Source organism: Paraburkholderia hayleyella, from assembly GCF_009455685.1.
Classification (GTDB): domain Bacteria; phylum Pseudomonadota; class Gammaproteobacteria; order Burkholderiales; family Burkholderiaceae; genus Paraburkholderia; species Paraburkholderia hayleyella.
On record NZ_QPES01000001.1, the window covers coordinates 1,596,756 to 1,622,568 of the forward strand.

A 25,813-nucleotide genomic window follows, 5' to 3' on the forward strand; every position below is an offset into this window, starting at 1 on the left:
AAACGTCCGGGTGAACCCGGGCGGTCTCCATGCGGTCTCCATGTTATGCCAGCTTGTTCCCTGCCTCACGGATATGCCCCGGATTCCTCCGATTCCGCCTTCCCGATGAGCAAAATCCCAGGAAAAATCAGCACAAAAACAAGTTGTTTGTACAAATTTGCGCCGCTACACTTTCGCGCACGTTTTGGCTCGTGCCCGCCCGAACAATCGAACAACCGAACAACAAAAAAACGCCCGAACTGACGGATGCCCAAAATCGACCCTCGCAAGGATGCGCTCACCATGCTGCTCACGCCTGGCCACCTTAGCCTGCCGCAACTGCGCCAGATTGCCCGCGAGCGGCTCACGCTCGAACTCGATCCACAAAGCTTTCCGGCCATCGACGCCTGTGCCGGGGCCGTCGCCGCTATCGCCGCCCGGGGCGAGCCGGCTTACGGCATCAACACGGGTTTTGGCCGCCTCGCCAGCACGCATATTCCGCATGACCAGCTTGAACTTTTGCAACGCAATCTGGTGCTCTCGCATGCCGTCGGCGTGGGTGCGCCGATGGCCGCGCCCGTTGTGCGGCTCATGCTGGCGCTCAAGCTCTCCAGCCTTGGCCGGGGGCATTCCGGGATTCGCCGCGAAGTCATGCAGGCGCTGCTCACGCTGTTCAATGCCGATGTGCTGCCGCTCATTCCCATGAAGGGCTCGGTGGGGGCCTCCGGCGATCTGGCGCCGCTGGCCCATATGTCCGCGGTGTTGCTGGGAGTGGGCGAGGTGCTGCTGCAGGGCAAGCGCGCGAGCGCGCTGGAGGGCCTGCGCGCCGCTGGGCTCGAACCGCTGACGTTGCAGGCCAAGGAAGGCCTGGCGTTGCTCAACGGTACGCAGGCTTCGACGGCGCTGGCGCTCTATCACCTGTTTGCTATCGAAGACCTGTACCGCACCGGGCTGGTTGCGGGGGCGCTCTCGGTGGATGCCGCCGCTGGGTCGGTGGCGCCTTTCGACGAGCGGATTCACGCCTTGCGCGGCCATGCGGGGCAAATCGCGGCGGCCAGCGCGTATCGCACGCTGCTCGAGGGCTCGCAGATCAATCTGTCGCATCGCGGCTGCGACAAGGTGCAAGACCCGTATAGCCTGCGTTGCCAACCGCAGGTGATGGGCGCATGCCTCGACCAGATGCGCCATGCAGCCGGGGTGCTGCTGCTCGAAGCCAATGCGGTCTCGGATAACCCGCTGATTTTTCCTGATACTGGCGAGGTGCTCTCCGGCGGCAATTTTCATGCGGAGCCGGTTGCATTCGCGGCGGATAACCTGGCGCTGGCCGTAGCCGAGATCGGGGCGCTGGCCGAGCGCCGCATCGCCTTGCTGATCGATACCACGCTGTCCGGATTGCCGCCTTTTCTGGTGAAAGACGGTGGGGTGAATTCAGGCTTCATGATCGCGCATGTCACCGCGGCGGCCCTCGCGTCGGAGAACAAAACGCTGGCGCATCCGGCATCGGTCGATTCCTTGCCGACGTCGGCCAACCAGGAAGATCACGTGTCGATGGCGACCTTCGCCGCGCGCAAGCTGGGCGATATCGCCGAAAACGTGGCTTGCATTCTTGCCATTGAGTTGCTCGCGGCCGCCCAGGGCGTGGACTTGCGTGCGCCGCATCAGACGAGCCCACGGCTGGGCGAGGTGATGAAGACGATCCGCGCCGAGGTCGCGCATTACGCGCTGGATCATTACTTCGCGCCGGATATCGAGGCCATGGCGCGCCTCGTGCAGCGCGGCGTGATCGCCGCGCATAGCCCGCTGCGCCTGGCTTCGGAAGAGGCCCACGACGCCGCGGCAGGCGAGCCGGCACCCGGCATGCCACGTTCGGCATGAGCACGCCCGCCTATCAGGAAATCAAGGATTTCATCCTTGAGCAGATTCATCGCGGCGTGTGGGGCGAGGGCGATCAGGTGCCGACGGAGCATGAGCTGGCGCGCGAGTTTGGCGTCGCGCGCATGACCGTCAACCGGGCCTTGCGCGAGCTGAGCGCGGAGCAAGTGCTGACTCGCGTGCAGGGCTCGGGCACTTTTGTTGCGCGGCCCCGGTATGAATCGACACTGGTGGCCATCCGCAGCATTTCGGATGAGATCGTCGCGCGCGGTCATCGTCACCACGCCAGTGTGCTGGTGCTGGATACGGTGTGCGCCGATGAAACGCTCGCGGCCGAAATGCAGCTTGAAGTGGGCAGTCTGCTGTTTCATTCGCGCTTGCTCCATGCCGAGAACGAGCAGCCCGTGCAACTGGAAGAGCGCTGGGTCAGACCGGCGCTGGCGCCGGACTACATCGCCCAGGATTTCACCCAGATCACCCCGAACCAGTATCTGGTGCGCGTTGCGCCCTTGCAGCGCGTCGAATACCGCATCGAGGCCTGCATGCCTGAGGCGCGGGTGCGTGAGAGGCTGGCGATGGCTGAGCGCGAGCCATGCCTCGTGTTGCAGCGGCGTACGTGGTCGCAAGGGCAGGTGGCGTCGGTGGTGCATCTGTGGCATCCAGGTAGCCGCTATCGCTTTACCGGTCATTTCTAGGCGCGTTCCAGATATGCCAGATATTGCCTGGCGCTACGGAATAAAGCGGTGATCAGGGGTTGGCCGGGCGTGCGCTGCCGGGCAAGCGCACAGCCTCATGCCAGATAACACAGATAGGCACAACAGGCCACGGGGGCGCTAGAATGGCGCCCGGGTCTAATTCTTTAGGCGATATCGTTATGACTGCTTTGAGTCCTCCACCGCTCTATACCGTCCATCGCGGTAAAAACCCACTCATCATCTCCATGCCGCATGTCGGCACCTATATTCCTCCTGACATTGCCGCGAACATGACCCCCGAGGCCGCGTTCGTCGACGATTGCGACTGGCATCTCGAACGGCTTTACGCTTTTGGCAAGCGCATTGGCGCCACGATGCTCGCGGCCACGCATGCGCGTTATGTCATCGATCTGAACCGTTCGCCCGATGACGCCAGCCTCTATCCCGGGATGGATACCACGGGCCTGGTGCCGTTCGACACCTTTGCGCGCGTGCCGCTTTACCAGCCAGGCAAGGAGCCTGTCGCCGCCGATTACGCGCGGCGCCGCACGGCGTACTGGCGTCCTTATCACGATGCGCTCGCGCGCGAGCTCGCGGTGCTGCAGTTGCAGCATAGCCAGGTCCTGTTATGGGAAGCGCACTCGATCCGCTCGCACGTGCCACGCCTGTTCGAGGGCAAGCTGCCGGATTTCAATCTGGGCACCGCCGATGGCGCGAGCGCCTTACCCGGGCTTGCCGCCGATCTGGAAGCGGTGATCGACTGGCATGGCGGCTATTCGGCGGTCGATAACCAGCGCTTCAAGGGCGGCTATATCACGCGCCATTACGGCCGGCCAGAACAAGGTGTGCATGCGGTGCAACTCGAGTTATCGCAGGCCACCTATATGGAAGAGAAGCGTCCCTATACCTTCGATGAGACGCGTGCCGAAGAAGTCAGCACGCTGCTGGAGGCGCTCGTGCAAACCGCGATGGTGCGCATTGCGACGGGCTGAGTGGCGGGAGCCGGGCGTGGCGTAGCGTAGCAAGGACGGCTTACTGCTCGCCTTGTAGCCGCAGCAGTTCTTCGCGCAGCCGTAACAGCGGGGCTTGGGTGTCTTCATCGGCCCAGGTTTCGAGATCGTCGAGGGCTCGCTGGCAGCCGTCGAGCACGACATCCAGATCCACCGGCACGCCATTGGCGCGTGCGAAGTGCAGGGTTTCGGCGAACTGCTGGCATTCGCCCGCGCCATAGGCAATATCGAGGTTATCCGCGATCACCTCGTCGATACGGCTGCGGGCCCGATCGTCGGGCGCGATCATGTCGATGATTCCGCCCGCTACCCCGGGCGCGTAATACAGCGCGATATCCAGCCATTGCGCGGCATCAAAGCCGGTTTCGCCGATCTGGCTTTCGAAGTATTCAATGGCTTCCTGCTCGTGCAGCTCATCCGCATCGACGCTGATGCATAACTGTTCAAACTGCTCTTCCCGCTCGCTGCGGATATAACCGTCCATCTGCTGCCTCATTTCATCGTGTGGGGTAAAGGGTGAATTTTGCATCCTGCATCCTGAAGTCCTGAAGTCCTGAAGTGCGCTGGCACGTCGCGGCTCAAAGCCCGCGCAGGGCACTCAGACCGCGCGGACGGCCGTGGCTTCGAACCAGTCGGGCGGATGCGCGATATCGTGCTGCGCGGCAACCAGCTCGAGTTCGTAGCGGTTGGCTTCCCATGTCCGCCTGACCACCGAATGAACGGCGGCCAGCGCATGTTCGAAGGCATGGCGCACGGAGTCGCCCAGCAGCGTGCGTGCCACGAATACCGCGCTGGTCAGGTCGCCCACGCCTACGGGGTGGCGCGTAAAGGGGTAGAGCGGACGTTGGCCGAGCCAGGCCTCATCGGCGGTGACCACTAGCATGTTGAAGCAGTCGGCAGGGCTGTTGCGATCCAGCAGATGCTTGACGAGTACAACGGCCGGCCCGCGCTGGATCAGTTCGTGGCAAGCGGCAAGCGCTTCGTCGACGGTTTCGAGTTCGCGTCCGGCGAGCCGTTGTAGTTCGCTGTGATTGGGCATCATCACGTCAGCGATGGCGGGCATGGTTTGTACCAGAAACGTTTGAATGCCGGGCTCGACCTGGCAGCCTGAACGCGTTTGCGAGCCCATCACCGGATCGCAAAAGTAACGCGCGTGCGGATTGGCGCTTTTGACTGTGCGCACGATATCGACCACCGCCTGCGCCTGTTCGGTGGCGCCCAGATAGCCCGAGAGCACGGCATCGCAGCGTGGCAGCATGCCGATCGCACCGATGCCCTCCACCAGCGCGGGCATCTGCGAGGTCTCGAGCACGCTGCCGCTCCAGTGCCCGTATTGCGTGTGATTGGAGAATTGCACGGTATTCAGCGGCCAGACGTTGACGCCGAGGCGTTGCATCGGAAACACCGCGGCGCTATTGCCGGCATGCCCAAAAACCACGTGCGACTGAATACTGAGGACGTTTTTCATAAGTGATCTGGCGCGAGGATGGGGGCGCGATGTAGCGATGTAGCGGTGAAATCCAGGCTGGGTTGTGACACGGCGTGGCAGATGCCCTGCATTTTGACGCGTCTTGACGCGTTTTGACGTGCCGCTACGCTATGCTCTTGCATTTTGCCTCCGGCCTTCAGGCCGTGGCGGATTCGCGGAAAGATACAGCAGTTTTTGCACGGCCGCAGTAACGCCTGGCGGCCTGGTTGGTTAGCGGATCTCTGCATTCATCCATCGGGTGGAATATGACGACTTTTTTCAGATTGTTGGCTGCTGTCGCGCCGGGTGCCTGTCTTGCCCTCAGCGCGGCCCTCAGCGGCTGCGATGCTCAACAGGATGACGCCGTGAAGCATATCAAGGGGTTTTTCGACAGCGTTAAACCGGATGCCATGCTACTCAAAGGCCTGACGCCGGGAGTCACGACCGAAGCGCAGATCCGCCAGCAGATGGGTCACCCGGAAACCGAACGCGTGTTCGCGGATGGCTCGCGCCGGCTGGAGTATCCGCGCGGCCCGCAAGGCTTGAATACCTATATGGTCGATCTCGACCCCAACGGTATCCTGCGCTCGATTAGCCAGGTACTCACCGCGGAGAACTTCGCCCAGGTGCGTCTCGGCATGAGTGAAGACGACGTGCGGCGGCTACTGGGCAAGCCTGGCGAGGTCGCGGTGTTTCCGCTGAAAGCTGAAACCGTCTGGAGCTGGAAATGGCGCGAAGGCGGGGTAACCGCCGAGGGCATGTTCAACGTGCATTTCGGCCCGGATCACCGGGTCGTGACCACCTCGCGTTCCGACGTGCTTCGCGGCCGTTAGGCCGATTAACTGGATGGCCCGTCCGGGCTAATAGGCAGTACTAGGCAGTAGTAAGCAGCAGGGAGAGATTGACGTGATACGCCGACGCCGTGACAAACGCATAGGCCTGGTACTGGGTGGCGGCGCCGCGCGAGGCTGGGCGCATATCGGTGCGATTCGCGCGCTGCAAGCGGCCGGCATCAAGCCGGACGTGGTGTGCGGCACGTCGATTGGCGCGCTGGTCGGCGCGGTTTATGCCAATGGCGATCTCGACTGGCTTGAAGCATGGGTTTCGCGGCTGACCTGGCAAACCGTGGTCCGGCTGCTCGATTTGCGCTTGAGCGGCGGAATTTTAGGCGGGCGCAAGGTCATTCAGGTGTTTGCCGAGCGCTTCAATGGCTACGAGATCGGACAGTTGCAAATGCCTTTCGCCGCAGTGGCGACGGAGCTGGATTCCGGTCGTGAGATCTGGTTGCAAGACGGCAGCGTGGCGCATGCCGTGCGGGCCTCGATTGCGATCCCCGGCATTTTTACGCCGGTCTGGCATGACGGCGTCTGGCTGGTCGATGGAGGGCTGGCTAACCCGGTACCGGTCTCGGTCGCGCGTGGCATGCGGGCCGATTGCGTGATTGCGATCGACCTGAACAGCGACATTTTGAATGGCCGCGATTTCGGCGGGCTTCCCGAGCCCTTGCCATTCGATCCCAACGCGCCTGCCCCCGGCACGCTACGGCGCAATGGCAAACCCTGGCCGAAATGGTTGCAGCCCATGCCCGGGAGTCTTGCGGCGGATGTCCGCATCAATCCCAAGCCGAGTGCGCGGGTGCCGTCGATACTGAGCTCGGTGGCACAAAGCATCGACATCATGCAAGTGCGCATTACACGCAGCCGTCTTGCGGGCGAGCCCGCCGATATCCTGATTCAGCCGCGCCTGGGCGGAATGGGTATTTTCGATTTCCATCGTGCGCAGCAGGCGATCGAAGAAGGCCGGGCCGCCGTCGAATACATGCTGCCTGCGCTGCGAGCCCGGCTAGGCGGGGGGGAGTGAGTGCTCAAGGCGGCGCCGGCCTTTGGGTTTTTAGCTATTTAGATTTTTAGGCCGGTCCGGACAAAAAGATATAAGTTGCCGCAAGCAGGAAAAACGTTCGTTACTTGCCCGTTATTTTCCAAAAAAATGACTTTTAGTGGGAACGCTCAAACAATTCCGGTTACATAACTGCGAATTGGGATCGCTAAATGCGGAGGGTGAGTGATGGACAGCGCGGCGCTAAACAAAAAACTTTTAGCCTCATATGGTAACTATTACAAACATATAAAAATTGAGCCTAAAGTACCCCTCCGCGCTGGAACGTCCTCAAAAAAATGCTCTATCCGGGTTGGCCTTGCGAACATCCGGAAATTTTTTATCAATCTTTTCGAGCGCGACAAGCACCCGGTGTTACCCGCGAAGTTGCGCGCCACGGTGACGAAAAGCCTGAGCGCCGAGCAGCGGCATGCTAACCGCAAAGTCGAACACGTCCGCCGAAAGATATTTCTCAAGGAGTTGTCCGCTGCCGCGCAAAATGTCACGCCTGCTGCAGCCAGGGATGTGCCCCGTCTGAAAAAAGAGCTCTGGGGCTGTCTCCGGCACTACTCCAGTGAATCCCCCGACGCGGTCGACTATGGCGCATCGTCAAAACTGAATGAAGTCGAATTAATTGCTTTCAATATAGAAAAGGCGTGTCAGTTCAAGACGGAAATTGAGCGGCTGTCCCGCTTTGGCGCACCTGAGACATGGGGCAAAAATTTCCCCCGAAAAAAAGCTGAAAGAGAGATCAGGTCAAGAACGTTCGAATTCTTGCAAAAAATGCACGACGCCGCGGCAACACCAGAATATATCGATGGCGTGTCGTCGGAGCAGCAGGAGAAAGACCACCATACCCAATTGAAAGCGATTGCCAATGCGCTTGTCCTGATGGGGCAGGATGCCTTGTTGCCGAAACTCGCCAGCGCCATGCGACATCTGGAGACCCGGTGTCAGATAGATAGGGACAACGAGGTGATGTTGGCCCAATGTCTGATCACGCTGGGCGAGTTGCATGACGAACTGGCGCAAGTGATTGGCGATGGACCAGCTGGCCGGCTGCTGTTTGAATTGCATTGCGCCCATCCGGGGATCCCCGCCATGAATTCGGTGGTCGGAAACAAGCTGTGTAGTTTGAGTAAAATCATGCAACGCGTGACCAACGTGGATTCGCCTGACCCCGAACTGAAAAAAGTAGCGGATCGCTTGCCTGAGACAATGTATTTCCTGCTGCTGGACGACAGTAGGGAAGGTTCGGCTGAAGTTAATTTATTCAATACGAAAAATAAAAATCTGATCGCCGAATTTTCATATGAAATATATCGTGTGGAATTCAAAAAAATGCTGCGTGATTCAGTAGATAAGCCCTACGGTTTTTATGGGGCGAGATCTTTTTCTGAGAAAGCACCTGATTTTATGCGAAGCTATAATAAATATGCTGATCTGAATCAGATGTTTAAGCGCCCAGAGAGCCGGGTTCGGGATTTATTTGAAAAAACGGCTATCTTTATCAAGGCGCTTGAGCGCGGCCGGGACACACAAATCAAGACCATATTCGCGCATGAGTTGTTAAACAAACTGGTTGTCTGGACACAAGACACGGGTAAATTAGGCTATCAGTCTGGAAAACGTACCGAGGCTGATCTCACTATACTGAAGCTCATCGTTGAAACCTTATTTGAGATGGCGCCTTCCTGGAAGGACACTGAAAATGCTCAAATACTCAACAGGCAACTGGCTAAAACGGAACCTTCGAGCATACCTGTGCCTGTCTCTGCAAAAGACATTGAGGCAGATGGCGCCATGGTGAATGATGCTAGCTTGATTCCGGATGGGGCGGATGGGGCGGATGGGGCGGATGGGGCGGATGGGGTTTCCCCGCCCAAGGGATCCCCGCTATTGAAAGGCGCGAGTTTTTCGCGGCGCAGTAGTATTAGCATGGTTGCGCATACCCTTTAAGTTATTCCCCGATTTAAGCTGGGGTATTGTCATGGCTAAAATATTCGTATGTTCCGGATTGCATTAAAATTATCTTGTGATGAAATTTGAAAAATATTTTCTGGAGAGGAGGGTTTATGAGTAATGCTGGTTCCATTAAAACAAATAACCAGATTAATTCTGTCGCGCCATGTTCTGGAAATAAGCCTGCCGAAAGCAATGCCCAGTCAGCCTCTTCTTTGCGTGCGCGTTTCGTTGAAGCTATATCGTTTTTTCTCAGTATTTTCTCGCGGAATAAGTGTGCGGTGTCACCGGCCGAGCCACGGGCGTCTAATAGAAAAAACGACGCAATCAGGCTGAAATCGAAGGGTCGGCTCGACGCTTACGTGATAGGCACTTCGTCCAATTGTGCCGCGTCATCGAATATGGGCAGGCTTAAAGCGAAGGCGCTCGAGATTAAGCAAGCCCTTGAGTCCAAAATTGCAATGGACAAGCTGCCGCAAGAGAAAACAGCAGAAATAGCGCTGGAAAAGATTGCGCGCAGAACCCGCGAGCTGCTGGCGCAAATAGGTGCACACGTGACACAGGAAACGGACAGCACGACCAGAGAAGAGGCCGATGCCATCCTGTGGCAGGCGCTAGGCGACGGGCTGGCGCTGATCGAAAAAGACCGGTTGTTGAACCGCTCCATCAACGCCATGAGGCTGTTGGAAGAAAGCTGCCTTCCCGATGGTGAGGGCAATCAGGCGAAGAAGCAGCAGGCAGAACGTCTGGTCGCGCTGACAAAACTTCATGACGAGCTGGCGCACGCGTTAGGCGAGGAGCCTGCCAGGCTGTTCATGGTTGAACTGCAAAAGTCCGCGCTCAAGATACCACCCGCCGATTCGCCTCCTGCCGCGACGCTACGTGGCTTGAGCCATGCTTTGCAGGCTGTCGCCAAGCACGAGGCAGCCGATCCGGCATGGTCAGCGTTTGCTGCCCGCATGGAGCAAACGGTCAGGCTGGTGACCCCGGCGAGCGAACAATCCAGCGTGCCGGACTCTGAATATTTCCTGCTGGATAAAAATATGCCGGGCGCAGCGGGCTGTGCCGGAATCCGGGAAGCTTTCGCAAGCTTGATGAGCGCTTTAACCGAGCCCGGGTTACGTCTTGATGCAAGCGAGCGTCTGGGTGATATTGCCGAATCATCCAGAAAACTGATTCAGTCGCCTGAAGGCTTGATCGAGAAAAATAACCCGAACATCGATACGTTAATTAAAAAAACGCTGACATATGTTGAAGAATTATCGACATACGGTCAGGCCTCGTTCAAGGAAAAAGCCGCGCGCACGCTGCTTGAAAACCTCTCATCCTGGATGGGCGAGCGCGGCGGGTTTGGCCGTCCGGAGGCCGGGCGCAAGCTGGCTCATTTCGTGGAGATTGAAGCCCTCATCTCAACACTGACGGCGATGGTACCCACCTGGGCCGATAGCGAGGAAGCAAAAAAATTAAACGGCCTGTTTGAAAGGCTGCTCCAAAAATTGGCTCAGTCGTGTGTGAATCTTGCCGATGCGAATAACAAAGAGATTGCTACGTTACTTAAAAACACGCATGCCTACGTTGACGAATTAAACAGCTACGACTCTGAATCGATCAAAACGCTATCGATCAAAACGCTAGGCGCGCAGGCACTACTCACAAGTCTTGTTACCTGGACGGGCGAGCGCGGCGGGTTTGGCCGTCCGGAAGCCGGGCGCAAGCTGGCTCATTTCGATGAGCTTGAGGCTATCCTCAACAAACTGACGTGGGTCGATAGCGAGAAAGTCGAGGCATTGCAAAGCCGGCTGAAAAGCCTGAAAAGCCTTTCCGAAATCGTTCTGGAAAAACTTGAGCGTGATCTTGCCGCACTCTGGAGCTTGTCTCCATTGGCTCCCGACAGCTCCAGCATGATCAGAAAACGGCTGGAGGAGGTTTTGCCCCAACTGGAAGCCATTCGGCAATCTATCAACGCCAGAACACAGCAAGAACTCGATCCGGACGCGCAGCAACGGCTTGAAACTGAACGGAAGAGTTTTGACGCGTTGACCGCTACGCTTTTAACTCAGGCGGAAAATAACTGGCGCCAGGTCGGTCTCGATCAAAGGAACGAACTCAGAGCGTTACGCGCCTTGTTCAAGCTGAGGGATTACTCGCGCGCCGTCCCACTGAGAAAGTCGAATGATATGGCTCAGATGACTCCGCGCTTATTCGGAGCCGCCATTACCGAAGAGCTGTTCGAATTGCTGGCCCGGTATGAGGAGGCCGGATCAGGTCGGCTTACCTTCGACAGGATAGACAAGCTTGCCGAGAATTTTGCGGCGGATTTGGAACGCTATTTCAAGGAGGCGTACCCGATTGAGTCGAACGGTATACGGCCCCTGGCGTTGACGGATATTTGGGGACATTGGGCCTCGCGCATGAATCTGTTGAGCCAGGCGATGAACCACAAGGCGCTGAAAGAAGACAGTGCGATTGTCCAAATTAGGCGCAAGTGGGTGGAGACCTATATAGAGACGCTGCGCCAGTATCTGGGCGAGACAGCGGAGCGCTATCAGGACAAACCGCTTCCGCAGTTTATGGTGAGTGAGAAAGAACTCGTTGCCGACAAGCTGGGTTTTTCCGTTGAGCAGAAAAACGGCGCGAATGTGATTGTCCCGAGCAAGACGCATCAATTTGTGGGTAAGGCGGCGACATCGGACAGTGTTTTTAATGGCGGGGTTTTTTCCTTGTTTAAAAAAATAGTGACCGTTAAGTAACTGTCCTCGAACAGGACACGACAAACGGGATCGATTCCGGCCGCATGCTGTGCCTGACATGCGGCCGGCGTTCGTCTTCCCGGACGTTTTCATTGCTGTCGGCCCGCGCTGGCCGGTTCGGCCAGACCTGGTTTTTCCGCCATCGTTTAGACCGGCCCCGCACGGACGTGTAAAGTAGCGCACGGCATAGGCTCACCGCTGCCGCACGCCTTTCGTGTCCGATCATGAACCCCCTCCTTGCCGCCAGTCCGCCGTTGCCCGATGCGTCCCATCCTCGCCTGAGCGAGGTGCTGCGGCTGATGCAGGCCAATCTCGAAGAACCCTTGACCACAGATCACCTCGCGGCGCGGGTGGGCGTGTCGCGGCGGCAACTCGAACGCTGGTTTCGCCAGTATCTCGACACCATGCCCTCGCGCCATTATCTGAACCTGCGCTTGCACCAGGCGCGCGAGCAGTTGCGTCATACCGGGCATTCGGTGGTGCAGATCAGCCTGGCCTGCGGTTTTGTCTCGGCAGCGCATTTTTCCAATACTTATCGTCAGCGCTTTGGCCTCACACCCCGCGAGGAGCGTCGCCGCTGGCAAGGCTGATACGCTGAGCGCGCCTGAGGCATGGCGTGTCATGTCGCGTATGCGCAAGACGCGCGGCGGGCGATTTCCTACACTGGCGTTCATTGCGCACGCGCCCAACGTCCAACGTCAATCCGAACCTGAACAGGAATTCGCCATGAACGCTTTCGACCCACCCATCACGCGGCAGACCTTTGATGAAGTCATGGTGCCGCTCTTTGCACCCGCTGCTTTCATTCCAGACCGGGGCGTGGGCTCACGGGTCTGGGATACCGAAGGGCGTGAATACATTGATTTCGCCGGTGGCATCGCGGTGACCGGGCTGGGCCATGCGCATCCGGCCTTGCTCCAGGTGTTGCATGAACAAGGCGCGAAGCTCTGGCATATCGGCAATGGCTACACCAACGAGCCGGTGCTGCGGCTGGCGCGCCAGCTTGAGGCGCTGACCTTCGCCGAGCGGGCGTTTTTCGCCAATTCAGGCGCCGAGGCCAACGAGGCTGCGCTCAAGCTGGCCCGCCGCGCGGGTTTTGAGCGCTACGGCGCGCGCAAGACACAGATCGTGTCGTTCAACCAGTCCTTCCATGGACGTACCCTGTTTACGGTCAGCGTCGGCGGCCAGCCGAAGTATTCGGAAGGTTTTGGCCCGGTGCCGGCGGATATCGTGCATCTGCCCTACAACGACATCGCTGCCGCTGAGGCGGCGATCGGAGCGGACACGTGCGCGGTGATGGTCGAGCCGATCCAGGGGGAGGGCGGTGTGATTCCCGCTGATCCCGCTTTTTTGCAGGCGCTGCGCGCGGCTTGTGATGCCCACGGCGCGTTGCTGATATTCGATGAAGTGCAAACCGGCGTGGGACGCACAGGCTATTTTTACGCGTATGAAGACACGGGCGTCACGCCCGACATCCTGACTACCGCGAAGGCCTTGGGCAACGGCTTTCCGATCGGCGCGATGCTGACCACCGCATCGATCGCGGAGCATTTCAAGGTAGGCGTGCATGGCACGACCTACGGCGGCAATCCGATGGCGTCGGCCATTGCCTCGAAAGTCGTCGAACTGGTGAGCGAGCCGCAATTGCTACAAGGCGTGCGGCAGCGCGGCGAGGCGTTGAAAGCCCACCTGGCCCGGCTCAATGAACGGCTGGGCGTGTTTCGTGAAGTGCGAGGCAAGGGTTTGCTGATTGGCGCTGAACTGGGCGATGCCCTCAAGGGCCGGGCGAAGGATATCGTCACGGCGGCGGGGCAAGCGGGCGTGATCATGCTGATGGCGGGGCCCGACGTGCTGCGTTTTGCGCCCTCGCTGATCGTGCCGCTGGCCGATCTCGAAGAGGGTTTCGTCCGGCTGGAGCGGGCGCTGACCCAAGTGCTGGCGGGCACGGCCTGAACCTTGATGGCGGCGCGCGCTGTGGCCGCTGTGACTTGAACGGGCGGCGCGCGGGCTGGTTTGCCGTTTTTGTTTGCCGTTTGCCGTGCTTTTCATCGGCGTCGTTGAGCGGCGCCGTTTCCATCCAGGCCGAGGAGTTCCGATGTATTTCGTTCGTCCTGCCCGTCTTGCCGATCTCGATGCGCTCGCGCAGATGGCGCGCAGCGCCTGGCCCGTGCTGCATTCGTTGCCCCACGAGCGTGCCGCGCTCGAAGCCCGCATCGCGCTTTCCGAAGATTCGTTTGGCGCCGAAGTCGATTTTCCCGGTGAAGAGTTTTATCTGTTCGTCCTTGAAGACGGGATGAGCGGCGCGCTGCTGGGTACCGCGAGCATCATCGCCGCGGCAGGCTATGACGAGCCGTTTTACGCGTTTCGCAACGACGCGCTGATTCACGCCTCGCGTGAGCTGCATGTGAGCCGCAAGATCCACGCGCTGACGATGTCTCACGAATTGACGGGCAAAAGCCGTCTCGCGGGGTTTTACATTGAGCCCTCGCTGCGTGGCGACGCGGCGGCGCATCTGCTGTCGCGCGCGCGCATGATGTACATCGCGGCGCAGCGCCAGCGCTTCACGTCGGAGATCTTCACACTGCTGCTCGGCGTGACCGATGACGCAGGCGTCTCGCCGTTCTGGGAAGCGGTGGGACGCAAATTTTTCGGCCGCGATTTCGCGGGCATCGAGATGGCTTCAGGCGGTCGCAGCCATCGTTTTATCGCCGAAGTGATGCCGAGCTATCCGATCTATGTGCCGCTGTTGCCCGAGGCAGCCCAGCGCGTGCTGGGCGAGCCCGATGCGCGCTCGCTGCTGGCCTACGACATTCATCAGGAAGAAGGTTTCGAGACCGACCGTTATGTGGATATCTTCGATGCGGGCCCCGTGCTGACCGTGCAGGTCGATCGCAGCGCCTGCGTGGCGCGCAACGAAACGCGCACGGTGCAAGAGCGGGCGGCCACACCCGCGCCAGAAACCGCAGCGACAACCGCAGCGACAACCGCAGCGACAACCGTAGCGACAACCGCGAGCACCACCTGCCTGGTGGCCAGCCATGCCGAAGACGCTTTTCGCTGCGTGCTGGCGGAGCTGCCTGCCGTTGGCGCGCCGCTTGACGCCGCCGCCTGTGCGGCGCTCGGCGTCGTCGCGGGCGAGTCCGTGCGCTGCGTGCCCTTGCACACGTTGCAGCCGCCAGGGTCCGGCGGGGAGCGTGTCCGCGTGACAACCGGAGACGCTTCATGATCGTCGTGCGCGTTGTACAAACCGGCGATGTCGATGCGCTTGTCCGGCTGGCGGGCGAAACGGGCCCTGGCCTCACGACCTTCAAACCCGATCCTGATGCGCTCGCCGTCCGCATCGCGCGCACCCGCCGCACGCTCGCAGGCGAAGCCGAGGCGCATGAAGCGGGCTATTTCTTCGTCATGGAAGACAGCGAGAGCGGCGATATCGCGGGCGTGTGCGGCATCGAGGCCGAGGTCGGGCTGGCCCAGCCGTTCTATAACTACCGCGTGAGCACGGTCGTGCATGCCAGCCAGGAGCTGGGCATCTGGACCCGGATGCGCGCGCTCAATATCTCGCACGACCTGACCGGCTATGCCGAGGTGTGTTCGCTGTTTCTCAGCCCACGCTATCGCGCGAGCGGGGTGGGCGGCTTGCTGTCGCGCTCGCGCTTCATGTTTATCGCGCAGTTCCGCGAGCGTTTTCCGCAGCGTCTGTGCGCCGAGCTGCGCGGGCATTTCGATGAGGCGGGCACCTCGCCGTTCTGGCGCGCGGTCGGCTCGCACTTTTATCAGATCGATTTCAACGCCGCCGATTATCTGAGCTCACATGGCCGCCGCGCGTTTCTGGCGGAGCTGATGCCGCGCTATCCGGTGTATGTCGACCTGTTGCCCCCTGAGGCGCAAGCGTGCGTTGGGCTGACGCACCATGACACGGTGCCGGCGCGCCGCATGCTCGAAGCCGAAGGGCTGCGTTACGAAAACCACGTCGATATCTTCGATGCCGGGCCGGTGCTTGAATGCCATATCGCCGATCTGCGCACGGTCCGCGAGAGCGTGCTGGCGACAGTCGAGATCGCCGGGCCCGCGACATCGGCGAACGAGGCCAGTGCGGCTCACCCGCAAGCGCTGGTGGCGAATACCGCGCTGGACGATTTTCGCGTGAGCGTGGTGCCAGGCGCGCCGCAGGCGGGTGTCTTCCGGCTCAGTGCGCACGCTGCTGCCGCCCTCGCGGTCACGGCGGGCGACACGGTGCGCGTGCTGCCGCTCAAACCTCGCTGAAAGCAGCGTGAGCATTTCAACAGGAGCGATCAGATCATGAGTGAGCTTTTTATCGACGGTGCATGGTGCGCTGGCACGGGGCCGGTGTTTGCCTCGCATGATCCGGGCAGCGGCGCGGTGGTGTGGCAAGGCGCGAGCGCGGCGGCCAGCGAGGTCGATCAGGCTGTGCGCGCGGCGCGGCGCGCGAGCGTGGCATGGCAGGCGGAATCGTTCGAGGCGCGGAGCGCACTCGTGCAGCGCTTTGCCACACAGCTCACGCAGCACAGCGACGCGCTGGCGCATGCGATTGGCCGCGAGACCGGCAAGCCGCTGTGGGAGGCGCGTCAGGAAGTCGCGTCGATGGCGGCGAAAGTGAACATCTCGATCGCGGCGTATCACGAGCGGACTGGCGAAAAACGCACCGCGCTGGCCGATGGTATGGCGGTGTTGCGTCACCGGCCGCATGGCGTGGTGGCGGTGTTCGGGCCATATAACTTTCCGGGACATTTGCCGAACGGACATATCGTGCCGGCGCTGCTGGCGGGCAATACGGTGGTGTTCAAGCCCTCCGAGCTGGCCCCTGGCGTGGCGCGGGCCACGCTTGAGCTGTGGCACGCGGCGGGCTTGCCCGCCGGTGTGCTCAATCTTGTGCAAGGCGAGAAAGACACGGGCGTGGCGCTGGCGCAGCATGCGCAGATCGACGGCCTGTTTTTTACCGGTAGCTCCAGCACCGGCACGTTGCTGCACCGGCAGTTCGGTGGGCGGCCGGAAATCGTCCTGGCGCTCGAGATGGGCGGTAATAATCCGCTGGTCGTGGCACCGGTGGCTGATCTCGATGCCGCCGTGCATCACACGATCCAGTCCGCGTTTTTGTCGGCGGGGCAGCGTTGCACCTGCGCACGTCGTCTGTTCGTGCCGGACGATGCATTTGGCACGCGTTTTATCGAGTGTTTGACCGAGGTGACGGCGCGCCTCGAGGTCGGGGCCTATGACGCCACGCCACAGCCGTTCATGGGCGCGGTGGTGTCGGCCAAGGCCGCCGCGCAGTTGCTCACGGCCCAGGCGAGCCTGCTCGCCCGCGGCGCCCGCGCGCTGTTGCCCATGACCCAGCGTGCCGCGCATCTGGGCTTCGTCAGCCCGGCGCTGATCGAGGTCAGCGCGGCCCATGATTTACCCGATGAGGAATTTTTCGGCCCGTTGCTGCAAATCAGCCGTTATGCCACTTTCGACGAAGCCATCGCACGCGCCAACGACACCGCCTTCGGCCTGTCCGCGGGCCTCCTGGCTGACGACGCGGCACTTTGGCAAGCGTTCCAGCAACACATTCGCGCGGGCATCGTCAACTGGAACCGGCCCACCAACGGTGCCTCGTCAGCGGCACCGTTCGGCGGCATCGGGCGCTCGGGCAACCAGCGGCCCAGCGCCTACTATGCGGCCGATTACTGCGCATACCCAATGGCCTCGGTCGAAAGCGAACACCTGCAAATGCCCGCGAGCGTTGCGCCGGGCCTTCATTTTTAAATGACTGAATTTTTAGGGATCAGCGATGGCCGCCATTGAAGCCAATTTCGACGGACTAGTCGGTCCGACGCATAACTACGCGGGGTTGTCGTTTGGCAACGTCGCCTCGCGCAGCAACGAAAAATCCGTGGCCAATCCGCGTGCGGCCGCGAAACAGGGTTTGCGCAAGATGAAGCAGCTCGCCGATCTGGGCCTCGCGCAGGGCGTGCTGCCGCCGCAGGAGCGGCCATCACTGCGGCTCTTGCGCGATCTTGGGTTTTCCGGCGATGACGCCCGCGTCATCGCGCGCGCCGCGAAGGAGGCGCCTGAGCTGCTGGCGGCGGCCAGTTCCGCCTCGGCGATGTGGACGGCCAACGCGGCGACGGTCAGCCCTTCGGCCGACACGCCGGACGCGCGCGTGCATTTCACGCCCGCCAACCTGTGCAGCAAGCTGCATCGGGCGATCGAACACGAAGCGACACGCCGCACGCTACGCACCATTTTTTCGGCGCCCGAACATTTCGTCGTGCATGAGGCGCTGCCGGGCACCCCCGCGCTGGGCGATGAAGGTGCGGCGAATCACACGCGTTTTTGTGCCGGATACGGCATGCCTGGCGTCGAATTTTTTGTTTATGGCCGCAGTGAATACCGGCCCGGGCTGCAACCGCAGCGCTATCCGGCGCGCCAGACCTTCGAGGCGAGCCGCGCCGTGGCGCAGCACCACGGCTTGCGCGAAAGCGCGACGGTGTACGCGCAGCAAAACCCGGACATGATCGACGCGGGGGTGTTCCATAACGATGTGATCGCCGTCGGTAACCTGCAAACACTTTTCTGCCATGAGAAAGCGTTCGTTGAGCAAGCGCAGGTTTATGACAGCTTGCGCGAGCACATGGCAGGGCTCGGCGCGCGGCTCGAGGTGATCGAGGTGCCCGAGGCGCAGGTGAGCGTGGCCGATGCCGTGTCGTCGTATCTGTTCAACAGCCAGTTGCTACTGCGCCCCGATGGGCGGCAAGTGCTGGTCGTGCCGCAGGAGTGCCGCGAGCGGCCTGCGGTGGCCGCGTGGCTCGATGGGCTGACGGCGGGCACGGGGCCGATCGATGAGGTCCTCGTGTTCGATTTGCGTGAAAGCATGAAAAATGGCGGCGGCCCGGCTTGCCTGCGTTTGCGCGTCGTGCTGAACGAAGCCGAGCGCGCTGCGGTGCGGCCTGGCATCTGGATCGACGATGCGCTGTTTGCGCGGCTGGATGGCTGGATCGAGCGGCATTATCGTGAGGCGCTGGCTCCTGCCGATCTGGCCGATCCGCAGTTGTTGCTCGAATCACGCACCGCGCTCGATGAGCTGACACAAATTCTGGATCTGGGTTCGCTCTATGATTTCCAACGCTAGTTCAACCGAAGCCCATGGAGCAGACGCTCAGCCCAACGTCTTGCTCGACGATTTCCTCGCCTACACGCTGGCGCTGCAGCAACCCGCGCATACCGGGGCCGCGGCCCAGGGTTCATGTGCGCAAGGGCAGTTGCGCTGGGTCTGGCTCGACGATGGCGTGTTGCAGCTTGGGCCCGTGCACACCACCTGCACCACGCCCAGCGTTTTGCTCTCGGCGGGCATCCACGGTGACGAAACCGCACCGCTCGAATTGCTCTCGCGGCTGGTGAGCGATCTGGCCGCTGGGCGTGCCACGCTCGCCTGCCGTCTGCTGGTGGTGCTGGGCAACATCGGGGCGATGCGGGCTGCGCGGCGTTATCTCGACGATGATCTGAACCGGCTTTTTAGCGGTGGCTACGCGGAGGTTCCCGCGAGCCGCGAGGCGAGCCGCGCTGCCGCGCTTGAAGAAGCCGCCCGCCAGTTTTTCACCGCGGCACAGGTGGCACACCCGCGCGGCTCGCGCTGGCATCTGGATCTGCACACCGCGATTCGCCCCTCGGTATTCGAGCAGTTCGCCCTGCTGCCGCATACCCGTACGCCGGTGGCGCCGGCGCTGGTCGCCTGGCTGGGCGCGGCGCGCATTGCCGCCGTGCTGCTGCACACAACAAAAAGCCGCACGTATTCGCATTTCAGCGCGCAGACCTGCCAGGCGCGTGCCTGCACGCTTGAACTGGGCCAGGTCCGCCCCTTTGGGCAAAACGATCTGACGCACTTTGCCGCGACCGATACCGCGCTGCGCGATCTGCTGGCGGGCTATTCGCCTGCTGCCGGGGCCGAGGGTTCACCTCGTGTGCCTCGTGTGTTTACCGTGATCGACCAGATCACGAAGCATAGCGAAGCATTCGAACTGCTCGTGGCGGCGGACGTTCCCAACTTCACGCCCTTTCCCCAGGGCACCGTGCTAGCCCGCGATGGGGCATATCGTTATGTGGTGCAACATGAGCAGGAACGCCTGGTGTTTCCGAATCCGGGCGTCAAGCCGGGTTTGCGCGCGGGCTTGCTCGTGATCGAAGCGCCACGCGAGGCGCTGTTCGCGCTGCCAGGGCCAGCCGTTTCCGCCTGAGCCGCGACATGGCTCGCGGGCTTGCCGCAGCGGCTGACGCTGTACAATCAGCCCGCATGGTGGCGGCCCGGTGGGTGTTGCGTTACACCGGTTTGAGCTGCCTGCTGTACGCAACGGGCCCAGGCTGTCTGGGCTGCTGGGTGAACCGGCTCAAGGCCGGTTCAAGGCCACCCGGTTTCTGTTTCTGTGTGGTTTTGTTTTATTTCTGTTTTATTTCCGTTTGGTTTCCATTGAGGATGACCCTGATGAAAATGAATTGGCGAAAAAATGCCATCGCGGCTTTCTGTGCAGCAGCAACGCTTATGACCGGCTCTGCGTCGGCGGCGGAGATCAAGGAAATCCGCTTTGGCGTCGAAGCGTCTTACGCGCCGTTTGAATACAAGTCGCCCAGCGGCGAGTTGATCGGCTTTGATATCGACATCGGTAACGCTGTGTGCGCCAAGCTCAAGGCGAAATGCGTGTGGGTCGAGAACGCCTTCGATGGCCTGATCCCGGCCCTGAAGGCACGCAAGTTCAACGTGATCAACTCGGACATGTCGATTACCGACCAGCGCCGGGCGGTGATTGATTTCACCGATCCGATCTACACCATTCCCAGCCAGATGATTGCAAAAAAAGGCAGCCGTCTGCAGCCGACCGCGCTGTCGCTTAAAGGTCACCGGATAGGCGTGCTGCAAGGCACGATCCAGGAAACCTATGCGCAGACGCGCTGGACACCGGCTGGCGTCAACGTCGTGCCTTACCAGACCCAGGACCTGATCTATGCGGATCTCACGTCGGGCCGTCTGGACGCTGCGTTCCAGGATGCCGAAGCCGCATCGAAAGGCTTTTTGAAGCAGCCTCAGGGCGCCGGTTTCGCTTTTGCCGGACCGGTGGTGAACGATGAGAAGCTGCTGGGCGTGGGCATTGGCTTTGGCGTGCGCAAGGAAGACACCGAACTGCGGAAGGCGCTCAACCAGGCGCTCAAGGAACTCAAGGCCGATGGCACGATTGACGGTTTTGCCGCGAAGTACTTCGACGTCAAGGTGGTGCTGAAGTAAGCGCGATGCTTGCGCGCTGACGCCCCCGCATGCTGTTGTGCCACTGGCCGCGTTGTTGCGGCCAGTGGCGTTTTGGGCCAGCGGTTTTGGCACGTGGCGCAAGGCAAAACGTGGTTCAATGCATCCCGCTCTCGCGCTGGATCGGGCCGGATCGTTGTGCCTGGTACGGTATGACGGACAGGAAAACAAAAGAACAGGAGAATCGTTATGCAACCGTTCATGAAACGCACCCTGAGGTCACCGCTGCTGGCCGTGGCGGTCTCGCTTGGCATGCTGCTGTATGCACCGCTTGCCACCGCTACGCTCAAGCCTGGCGATACGGCGCCGGATTTTACGCTTCAGGCTTCGCTCGGCGGCAAGACGTATACGTATTCGCTAGCGCAAGCGTTAAAGCAGGGGCCTGTCGTGCTGTACTTCTATCCGGCCGCCTTCACCAAGGGCTGCACGATCGAGGCGCACCAGTTTGCCGATGCCACCGATGAATACAAAAAATATGGCGCGAGCGTCATCGGCGTGTCGCACGACAACATCGACACGCTCACGAAGTTTTCTGTCAGCGAGTGCCGCAGCAAGTTTCCGGTCGCCGCCGATCAGGATTCGAAGGTGATTCGCGCTTACGACGCGGCGCTGCCGATGCATGCCTCGATGGCGAACCGGGTGTCATATGTGATCGCGCCTGATGGCCACGTACTGTACGAGTACACCAGCATGTCGCCGGAGCAGCACGTCGCCAACACGTTGCGCGCGGTGCAGGAATGGGCGGCGGTGCACAAACGGCCTTGATGGATTCAAGGCAATGAAGGCAATTGATGATGCGTTTGACAGTTTGAGGAGCTGGGCCAATGCCGATTCTGCTGTTACTGGTAGTACTTGCCGCGCTGGCGTATGGCGCTCTCTGGAGCTTCGAGACACTGGCCGCACAGTTTGGCCTGGCGCTGGCCGTAGGCGTGGCGGTGCTGGCCGCCGCACTCCTGTTGCTGGGTGCGATTGGGTTCTGGCGGCGCCAGCGTGCCGTCGCACCGAACGTGCACGATGGCAACTGGACCCATGCGTTGAGTGGCCCCTGGGGGGAACTCCGGTTCGCGGCGGACAAACGTTTGTGCAAGGTGAAGCTGGCCGGGGATGAGGGTGCGTATATCTTTGCCGATTTACGCGGCGCGGCCATCGAACGTGAAGGAGAGGGCTGGCGGGTCGAGTTGCAGGTGAATGATGCGGCGCGGCCGGTTTGGCGTTTACCGGTAAAGGGTAAACGCCAGGCACGGCAGTGGCAGCGGATTATCCGGCTGGCGGTGGCGCAACGGCTTTGACGAGAGCCTGCCTTGGGCAGGCAGGCAATCCGTTTTTAGCGTGATGCAGGTTTGCCTCAATCGTTGTTGAGCAGGAAATCTAATGACATGGCGTGAGGCCTGGGCACTATCGCAGGTGTTTCACCCGAGTGCGCGGGCGAGATAGCTTTTGTCCTGTCTTGCGTGGTGCTTGTGGTGCTTGTGGTGCTTGTGGAATTGAGCGGGAAATTCCTGGATAAATTCAGGCTGGTTGGGGACTGGCTAAAAAATGCTTCATCCATTTCATGCATTGCACTTGCCTCATCGGGCATGGTTGGCGGGTATGATCGCGCGCGATTTAACGCAGTATTATCAGCAGGAGGATTCTGGTTATTTTTATTGCTGCGTATATTTTTCAGATATTTATTTAAATATTTATTTTTCATATTTAAAGCTATATCAAGATTCGATATTTGACGCTTGCCTTGCCGTTGTGACAGGTCCACGCCCCATTCGAGTAGTTTTAGAATTAATGCCAGGTTTTTATTTTTTATTGCAGTCATGAATGGGGAACTATTTGACATGTTTTGTTTGTTGATTTCATTAATGAAATCAACTGGATGGCACAGCTTGATATATTTTGCGATCAGTTCTACCGTGGGTAAGTGGTTAAGCGTGACTGCATAGTGAAATAGAGAGAGATTGTTTTTATTCATAATTAAAAGTTTGCCCTCGGTTTCAAGAATTTTTTCAAGAATTTTTTCAAGAATTTCTAGGCTGGTCGAATCGGAGATGCTGAGTTGCGTTGCCAGAAAACAGGGATTGAATGCTTCAGGGCAAGATTGGTTATTTTTAACATAATTAATTCCGAGTACGCCTGGATAGCCGGGCTGTGACAGGTAATTATTTATTGCGGAGAGATCTTTTTTTATAATGGCAGCGATGATATGTGTAAATTTTTCTTTATCTTCCTGTTTAATTGTAAATTCCGAGTGTCGGCTGGGCGCAGATGGTGTGGCCTGATCCAGATTCGGTGCCGTTTCAATGCCCTGCTGTTGCGACATCTCGTTATTCCAGTCGAGTATTGCCTGTTTGATTTCCAGAAGACTTCGCCTCGTCGCAAAAGCAAAAGGAGTGGTCTTTGATTTATTGGGTGTGTTGATTTCGTCTATGAAATTATTGGGGTGGCGATCTTTGATGTAATGTGCGACTAGTTTTACAGTTTCTAAATTTCCATTGATCACGGAATAATGAAACAGGGTGAGGTCATTTTGAGCCCGTAGGAGTAGGTTATCTACACTTGCTAGAATTTTCTCCAGAATTTTCATGCCTTCTGGATCAGAATTGTCATAGTGGACGCTGTGTTTTACTGCTAGAAAAACAAGACTGGACCCCAGCGGTAATCTTTTGTTTTTTGCATGGTAATTTGTTCCGAATAATGGTTTGTATTCTTCTTTCGATATATAATAATTTATCTTTTTTATATTTTTTTGTTCGATGGCATCGGCTATTTTTTCAATTATTTTAATATCGTTTTTTAAGAGTCTATGTTGAGTTATTTGTTTTTCTTTGCTTTTCTGATTTTTTTCTGCAGAATACGGCGAATACCTTAAGGTGGGCTGTTTATCTGGATTCGTGTCTTTGTCAGGACATGGGTTGTAGCCGATAATCTGGTCTGCCTCGGTAGAACTCACTCCAGCAATATTAATGTGAGGGGGATGGGCGATGCCTGGCGGAATAAAAGAGTTCTGCGCCCGGGGGGAAAGATTGCCGGTCGTGGGGCAAGTCTGGTCAGACTGGTTATGAAACGTAAAATGGGTTATGTCAGATGATATCGAATTGCTGTTGTTGGTTTTCATGATTTATTAAAATAGTTTGCGAGTAAATGTTTTAATAATGCTTTATATTTTTCTGTGCATTAAGATAAAGCATGTATATGTTTTTGTCAGGTTTTATGCGATAAAATTCGAATATTAACCCTGTCAGCCTGCTGAATTTAAATCAAATATTTCTGGATGATATTTTTATATTTGCAACCATTTTTCTTTCCCAGTAAATGATTAGAATTCAGGCCTCTTGGTAACGGGTTTTTCACGTTGGTTCCATTTTGGCTAACCACTATGCATGAAGCAGGTTGTGCGAGGCGGGATGCGCAAGGATTGTCTGTAGCAAGCGTCGGCACGCCTGAGGTTGGGCATCGCTGGGCAAAAGCCTCTGATGTAAGCAGAAGTAAGGCAAAGGCATCCGTCATGCCGTCATGCATCATTTATTACAAAGTGGAAATACGCTCGGGCTTTGCGCAAGCTATATTGCAGCCCACAACTTCACACTTCACAACACATTGCTGCAAAGGGGGAACACATGAAGGCAACGCATCTTGTTTCATGGCTGCTCGCGGGGCTGACGCTGAGTATGACGGGCGCCGCCATGGCCGATGGGCTTAATGTCGGGATCAACATCGGTGTGCCGCCGCCGGTTTATGTCGCGCCGTCACCACCGGTTTATTACCAGCCTGCGCCGGTTTATGCCGCACCGGTTTATGGCGGGGCACCGACGATCGTTCTGGGCTGGCACGGCGACCGCTACTGGGATGGCCGCCGTTACTGGAGCCGCAATGACTGGTATCGCCATAACAATCGCAGGGAGCATGAGTACAGGCGCTATGAGGACCGCCATGACAATCGTCATGACAATCGCGGCAGGCATAACGGTCACGATAACGGCCATCATTGATGCGCCGGATCATGTGCCCATGAAAAAAGCCGTTGCTCAAATTTTGAGCAACGGCTTTTTTCTGTTCAACCCTGATGGCTGATCGTTCGATGAGTTATTCCGCAGCGGCGGTGGCCATGCCGCCCACTACGGCATTAAAGCCGCTATCGACGTGAATGATCTCGGCGCTGACGCCGCCTGCCAGGTTCGAGAGCAGAAATGCCGCGGTATTGCCGACCTGTTCGATGGTCACATTGCGTTTGAGCGGCGCATTGTGTTCGACAAACTCCAGAATTTTGCTGAAGCCTTTGATGCCACTGGCCGCGAGGGTCTTGATGGGGCCCGCCGAGATGCCATTGACGCGGATTCCCTTCGTGCCGAGCGACACGGCCAGATAACGCACGCTGGCTTCCAGCGAGGCCTTGGCGAGGCCCATCGTGTTGTAGTTCGGAATGGCGCGCTCAGCACCCAGATAACTGAGCGTGAGTAGCGCCGCATCCTGGTTGAGCATGGGCTGGGCGGCTTTCGCCAGTGCGGCAAAACTGTAAGCGGAAATGTCATGCGCGATGCGGAAGTTTTCGCGTGTCATGCCCTCGAGAAAATCGCCGGCGATGGCCTCGCGCGGTGCAAAACCGATGGAGTGCACGAGCCCGTCGAGGCCATCCCAGTGCTGTTGCAACGAGGCGAAGAGCGCATCGATTTGTGCATCGTCGGCGACGTCGCAAGGAAAGACGAGCGTGCTGTCGAACTCGGCAGCAAATTCGTTAATACGGTCTTTAAAACGCTCGCCCACATAGGTGAATGCCAGTTCGGCGCCTTCACGTTTGCACGCTTGTGCAATGCCATAAGCGATGGACCGGTTCGACAGCAAGCCAGTCAGCAGGATACGTTTGCCAGCAAGAAAACCCATGAAATCTCCGGATAAAGTCAGCGCGTCATGAGGTGCGGTGCGCG

General features: G+C 59.0%; 21 protein-coding genes and 1 pseudogene. 18 read left to right on the forward strand and 4 right to left on the reverse strand.

Going from position 1 to position 25,813, the window contains the following annotated elements; translation table 11 throughout:
* Nucleotides 1-282: 282 nt before the first annotated feature.
* The 3 genes from hutH to hutG all read left to right on the forward strand — a co-directional run bounded on the left by hutH (nt 283) and on the right by hutG (nt 3,538).
* Nucleotides 283-1,854: a histidine ammonia-lyase gene (hutH, locus tag GH657_RS07205; protein WP_153101675.1), complete on the forward strand. Its 1,572-nt coding sequence runs from the start codon at nt 283-285 to the stop codon at nt 1,852-1,854.
* Nucleotides 1,851-2,546 carry a histidine utilization transcriptional repressor HutC gene (hutC, locus tag GH657_RS07210; protein WP_153100079.1) on the forward strand — a complete coding sequence of 232 codons (696 nt, stop codon included), beginning with the start codon at nt 1,851-1,853 and terminating at the stop codon, nt 2,544-2,546. The genes hutH and hutC overlap by 4 nt, the downstream gene beginning before the upstream one ends.
* Before the next feature lie 179 nt (nt 2,547-2,725).
* Entirely contained in the window at nt 2,726-3,538 is an 813-nt protein-coding gene (gene hutG, locus GH657_RS07215) for an N-formylglutamate deformylase (protein WP_153100080.1), read from the forward strand.
* Nucleotides 3,539-3,578: 40 nt separating this feature from the next.
* Here hutG and GH657_RS07220 read toward each other — a convergent pair whose 3' ends face one another.
* Both GH657_RS07220 and pdxY read right to left on the reverse strand, forming a co-directional pair.
* Nucleotides 3,579-4,040: a hypothetical protein gene (locus GH657_RS07220; protein ID WP_153101676.1), complete on the reverse strand. Its 462-nt coding sequence runs from the start codon at nt 4,038-4,040 to the stop codon at nt 3,579-3,581.
* Nucleotides 4,041-4,154: 114 nt separating this feature from the next.
* Nucleotides 4,155-5,024 (reverse strand): pyridoxal kinase PdxY, encoded by an 870-nt coding sequence (gene pdxY, locus GH657_RS07225; protein ID WP_153100081.1) that lies wholly within the window; start codon nt 5,022-5,024, stop codon nt 4,155-4,157.
* A 266-nt stretch (nt 5,025-5,290) separates the two neighbouring features.
* Between pdxY and GH657_RS07230 the strand changes: the two genes are divergently transcribed.
* The 14 genes and pseudogenes from GH657_RS07230 to GH657_RS07295 all read left to right on the forward strand — a co-directional run bounded on the left by GH657_RS07230 (nt 5,291) and on the right by GH657_RS07295 (nt 22,189).
* Nucleotides 5,291-5,857, forward strand: a complete 567-nt coding sequence (locus GH657_RS07230) for a hypothetical protein (protein WP_153100082.1) — start codon at nt 5,291-5,293, stop codon at nt 5,855-5,857.
* 73 nt (nt 5,858-5,930) lie between these two features.
* Nucleotides 5,931-6,884 carry a patatin-like phospholipase family protein gene (locus GH657_RS07235; RefSeq protein WP_153100083.1) on the forward strand — a complete coding sequence of 318 codons (954 nt, stop codon included), beginning with the start codon at nt 5,931-5,933 and terminating at the stop codon, nt 6,882-6,884.
* A gap of 204 nt (nt 6,885-7,088) precedes the next feature.
* A complete protein-coding gene (locus tag GH657_RS07240; protein ID WP_153100084.1) occupies nt 7,089-8,858 on the forward strand; it encodes a hypothetical protein in 1,770 nt (589 codons plus the stop codon).
* Between the two features lie 116 nt (nt 8,859-8,974).
* On the forward strand, nt 8,975-11,611 hold the full coding sequence (locus tag GH657_RS07245; protein WP_153100085.1) for a hypothetical protein: 2,637 nt from the start codon (nt 8,975-8,977) through the stop codon (nt 11,609-11,611).
* A gap of 257 nt (nt 11,612-11,868) precedes the next feature.
* Nucleotides 11,869-12,192: pseudogene (locus tag GH657_RS07250) on the forward strand (helix-turn-helix domain-containing protein); the annotation flags it as partial.
* Nucleotides 12,193-12,337: 145 nt separating this feature from the next.
* Nucleotides 12,338-13,564, forward strand: coding sequence for an aspartate aminotransferase family protein (locus tag GH657_RS07255; RefSeq protein ID WP_153100087.1), 1,227 nt, complete (start codon nt 12,338-12,340; stop codon nt 13,562-13,564).
* A 142-nt stretch (nt 13,565-13,706) separates the two neighbouring features.
* Nucleotides 13,707-14,837, forward strand: a complete 1,131-nt coding sequence (locus GH657_RS07260) for an arginine N-succinyltransferase (protein ID WP_153100088.1) — start codon at nt 13,707-13,709, stop codon at nt 14,835-14,837.
* Nucleotides 14,834-15,874 (forward strand): arginine N-succinyltransferase, encoded by a 1,041-nt coding sequence (gene astA, locus GH657_RS07265; protein ID WP_153100089.1) that lies wholly within the window; start codon nt 14,834-14,836, stop codon nt 15,872-15,874. Before GH657_RS07260 ends, astA begins: the two co-directional genes overlap by 4 nt.
* A 36-nt stretch (nt 15,875-15,910) precedes the next feature.
* Nucleotides 15,911-17,374 (forward strand): succinylglutamate-semialdehyde dehydrogenase, encoded by a 1,464-nt coding sequence (gene astD / locus GH657_RS07270; RefSeq protein ID WP_153100090.1) that lies wholly within the window; start codon nt 15,911-15,913, stop codon nt 17,372-17,374.
* Nucleotides 17,375-17,399: 25 nt separating this feature from the next.
* Nucleotides 17,400-18,740, forward strand: a complete 1,341-nt coding sequence (gene astB, locus GH657_RS07275; protein ID WP_153100091.1) for an N-succinylarginine dihydrolase — start codon at nt 17,400-17,402, stop codon at nt 18,738-18,740.
* Entirely contained in the window at nt 18,724-19,842 is a 1,119-nt protein-coding gene (gene astE, locus GH657_RS07280; RefSeq protein WP_153100092.1) for a succinylglutamate desuccinylase, read from the forward strand. The genes astB and astE overlap by 17 nt, the downstream gene beginning before the upstream one ends.
* Nucleotides 19,843-20,087: 245 nt before the next feature.
* Nucleotides 20,088-20,882: an ABC transporter substrate-binding protein gene (locus GH657_RS07285; protein ID WP_153100093.1), complete on the forward strand. Its 795-nt coding sequence runs from the start codon at nt 20,088-20,090 to the stop codon at nt 20,880-20,882.
* Nucleotides 20,883-21,101: 219 nt separating this feature from the next.
* The gene (locus tag GH657_RS07290) at nt 21,102-21,665 is read left to right on the forward strand and encodes a peroxiredoxin (RefSeq protein WP_153100094.1); all 564 of its coding nucleotides are present in this window, start codon (nt 21,102-21,104) and stop codon (nt 21,663-21,665) included.
* Between the two features lie 59 nt (nt 21,666-21,724).
* On the forward strand, nt 21,725-22,189 hold the full coding sequence (locus GH657_RS07295) for a hypothetical protein (protein ID WP_153100095.1): 465 nt from the start codon (nt 21,725-21,727) through the stop codon (nt 22,187-22,189).
* Between the two features lie 56 nt (nt 22,190-22,245).
* Here GH657_RS07295 and GH657_RS07300 read toward each other — a convergent pair whose 3' ends face one another.
* A complete protein-coding gene (locus GH657_RS07300; RefSeq protein ID WP_153100096.1) occupies nt 22,246-24,006 on the reverse strand; it encodes an ankyrin repeat domain-containing protein in 1,761 nt (586 codons plus the stop codon).
* Between the two features lie 502 nt (nt 24,007-24,508).
* Here GH657_RS07300 and GH657_RS07305 point away from each other — a divergent pair.
* Entirely contained in the window at nt 24,509-24,880 is a 372-nt protein-coding gene (locus tag GH657_RS07305; protein ID WP_153100097.1) for a PXPV repeat protein, read from the forward strand.
* A 94-nt stretch (nt 24,881-24,974) separates the two neighbouring features.
* Here the strand turns inward: GH657_RS07305 and fabI are convergent, their stop codons facing one another.
* Complete coding sequence (gene fabI / locus GH657_RS07310) at nt 24,975-25,769, reverse strand: enoyl-ACP reductase FabI (protein ID WP_153100098.1); 795 nt, start codon at nt 25,767-25,769, stop codon at nt 24,975-24,977.
* Nucleotides 25,770-25,813: the final 44 nt, after the last annotated feature.

Coding starts and splice junctions, on each gene's coding strand:
- GH657_RS07305 (WP_153100097.1), top strand. CDS start 24,509: ATGAAGGCAACGCATCTTGTTTCATGGCTGCTCGCGGGGCTGACGCTG.
- astD (WP_153100090.1), top strand. CDS start 15,911: ATGAGTGAGCTTTTTATCGACGGTGCATGGTGCGCTGGCACGGGGCCG.
- pdxY (WP_153100081.1), bottom strand. CDS start 5,024: ATGAAAAACGTCCTCAGTATTCAGTCGCACGTGGTTTTTGGGCATGCC.
- GH657_RS07260 (WP_153100088.1), top strand. CDS start 13,707: ATGTATTTCGTTCGTCCTGCCCGTCTTGCCGATCTCGATGCGCTCGCG.
- GH657_RS07290 (WP_153100094.1), top strand. CDS start 21,102: ATGAAACGCACCCTGAGGTCACCGCTGCTGGCCGTGGCGGTCTCGCTT.
- GH657_RS07255 (WP_153100087.1), top strand. CDS start 12,338: ATGAACGCTTTCGACCCACCCATCACGCGGCAGACCTTTGATGAAGTC.
- GH657_RS07285 (WP_153100093.1), top strand. CDS start 20,088: ATGAAAATGAATTGGCGAAAAAATGCCATCGCGGCTTTCTGTGCAGCA.
- astB (WP_153100091.1), top strand. CDS start 17,400: ATGGCCGCCATTGAAGCCAATTTCGACGGACTAGTCGGTCCGACGCAT.
- astA (WP_153100089.1), top strand. CDS start 14,834: ATGATCGTCGTGCGCGTTGTACAAACCGGCGATGTCGATGCGCTTGTC.
- GH657_RS07300 (WP_153100096.1), bottom strand. CDS start 24,006: ATGAAAACCAACAACAGCAATTCGATATCATCTGACATAACCCATTTT.
- GH657_RS07295 (WP_153100095.1), top strand. CDS start 21,725: ATGCCGATTCTGCTGTTACTGGTAGTACTTGCCGCGCTGGCGTATGGC.
- hutH (WP_153101675.1), top strand. CDS start 283: ATGCTGCTCACGCCTGGCCACCTTAGCCTGCCGCAACTGCGCCAGATT.
- hutC (WP_153100079.1), top strand. CDS start 1,851: ATGAGCACGCCCGCCTATCAGGAAATCAAGGATTTCATCCTTGAGCAG.
- GH657_RS07220 (WP_153101676.1), bottom strand. CDS start 4,040: ATGGACGGTTATATCCGCAGCGAGCGGGAAGAGCAGTTTGAACAGTTA.
- GH657_RS07245 (WP_153100085.1), top strand. CDS start 8,975: ATGAGTAATGCTGGTTCCATTAAAACAAATAACCAGATTAATTCTGTC.
- astE (WP_153100092.1), top strand. CDS start 18,724: ATGATTTCCAACGCTAGTTCAACCGAAGCCCATGGAGCAGACGCTCAG.
- fabI (WP_153100098.1), bottom strand. CDS start 25,769: ATGGGTTTTCTTGCTGGCAAACGTATCCTGCTGACTGGCTTGCTGTCG.
- GH657_RS07240 (WP_153100084.1), top strand. CDS start 7,089: ATGGACAGCGCGGCGCTAAACAAAAAACTTTTAGCCTCATATGGTAAC.
- GH657_RS07230 (WP_153100082.1), top strand. CDS start 5,291: ATGACGACTTTTTTCAGATTGTTGGCTGCTGTCGCGCCGGGTGCCTGT.
- hutG (WP_153100080.1), top strand. CDS start 2,726: ATGACTGCTTTGAGTCCTCCACCGCTCTATACCGTCCATCGCGGTAAA.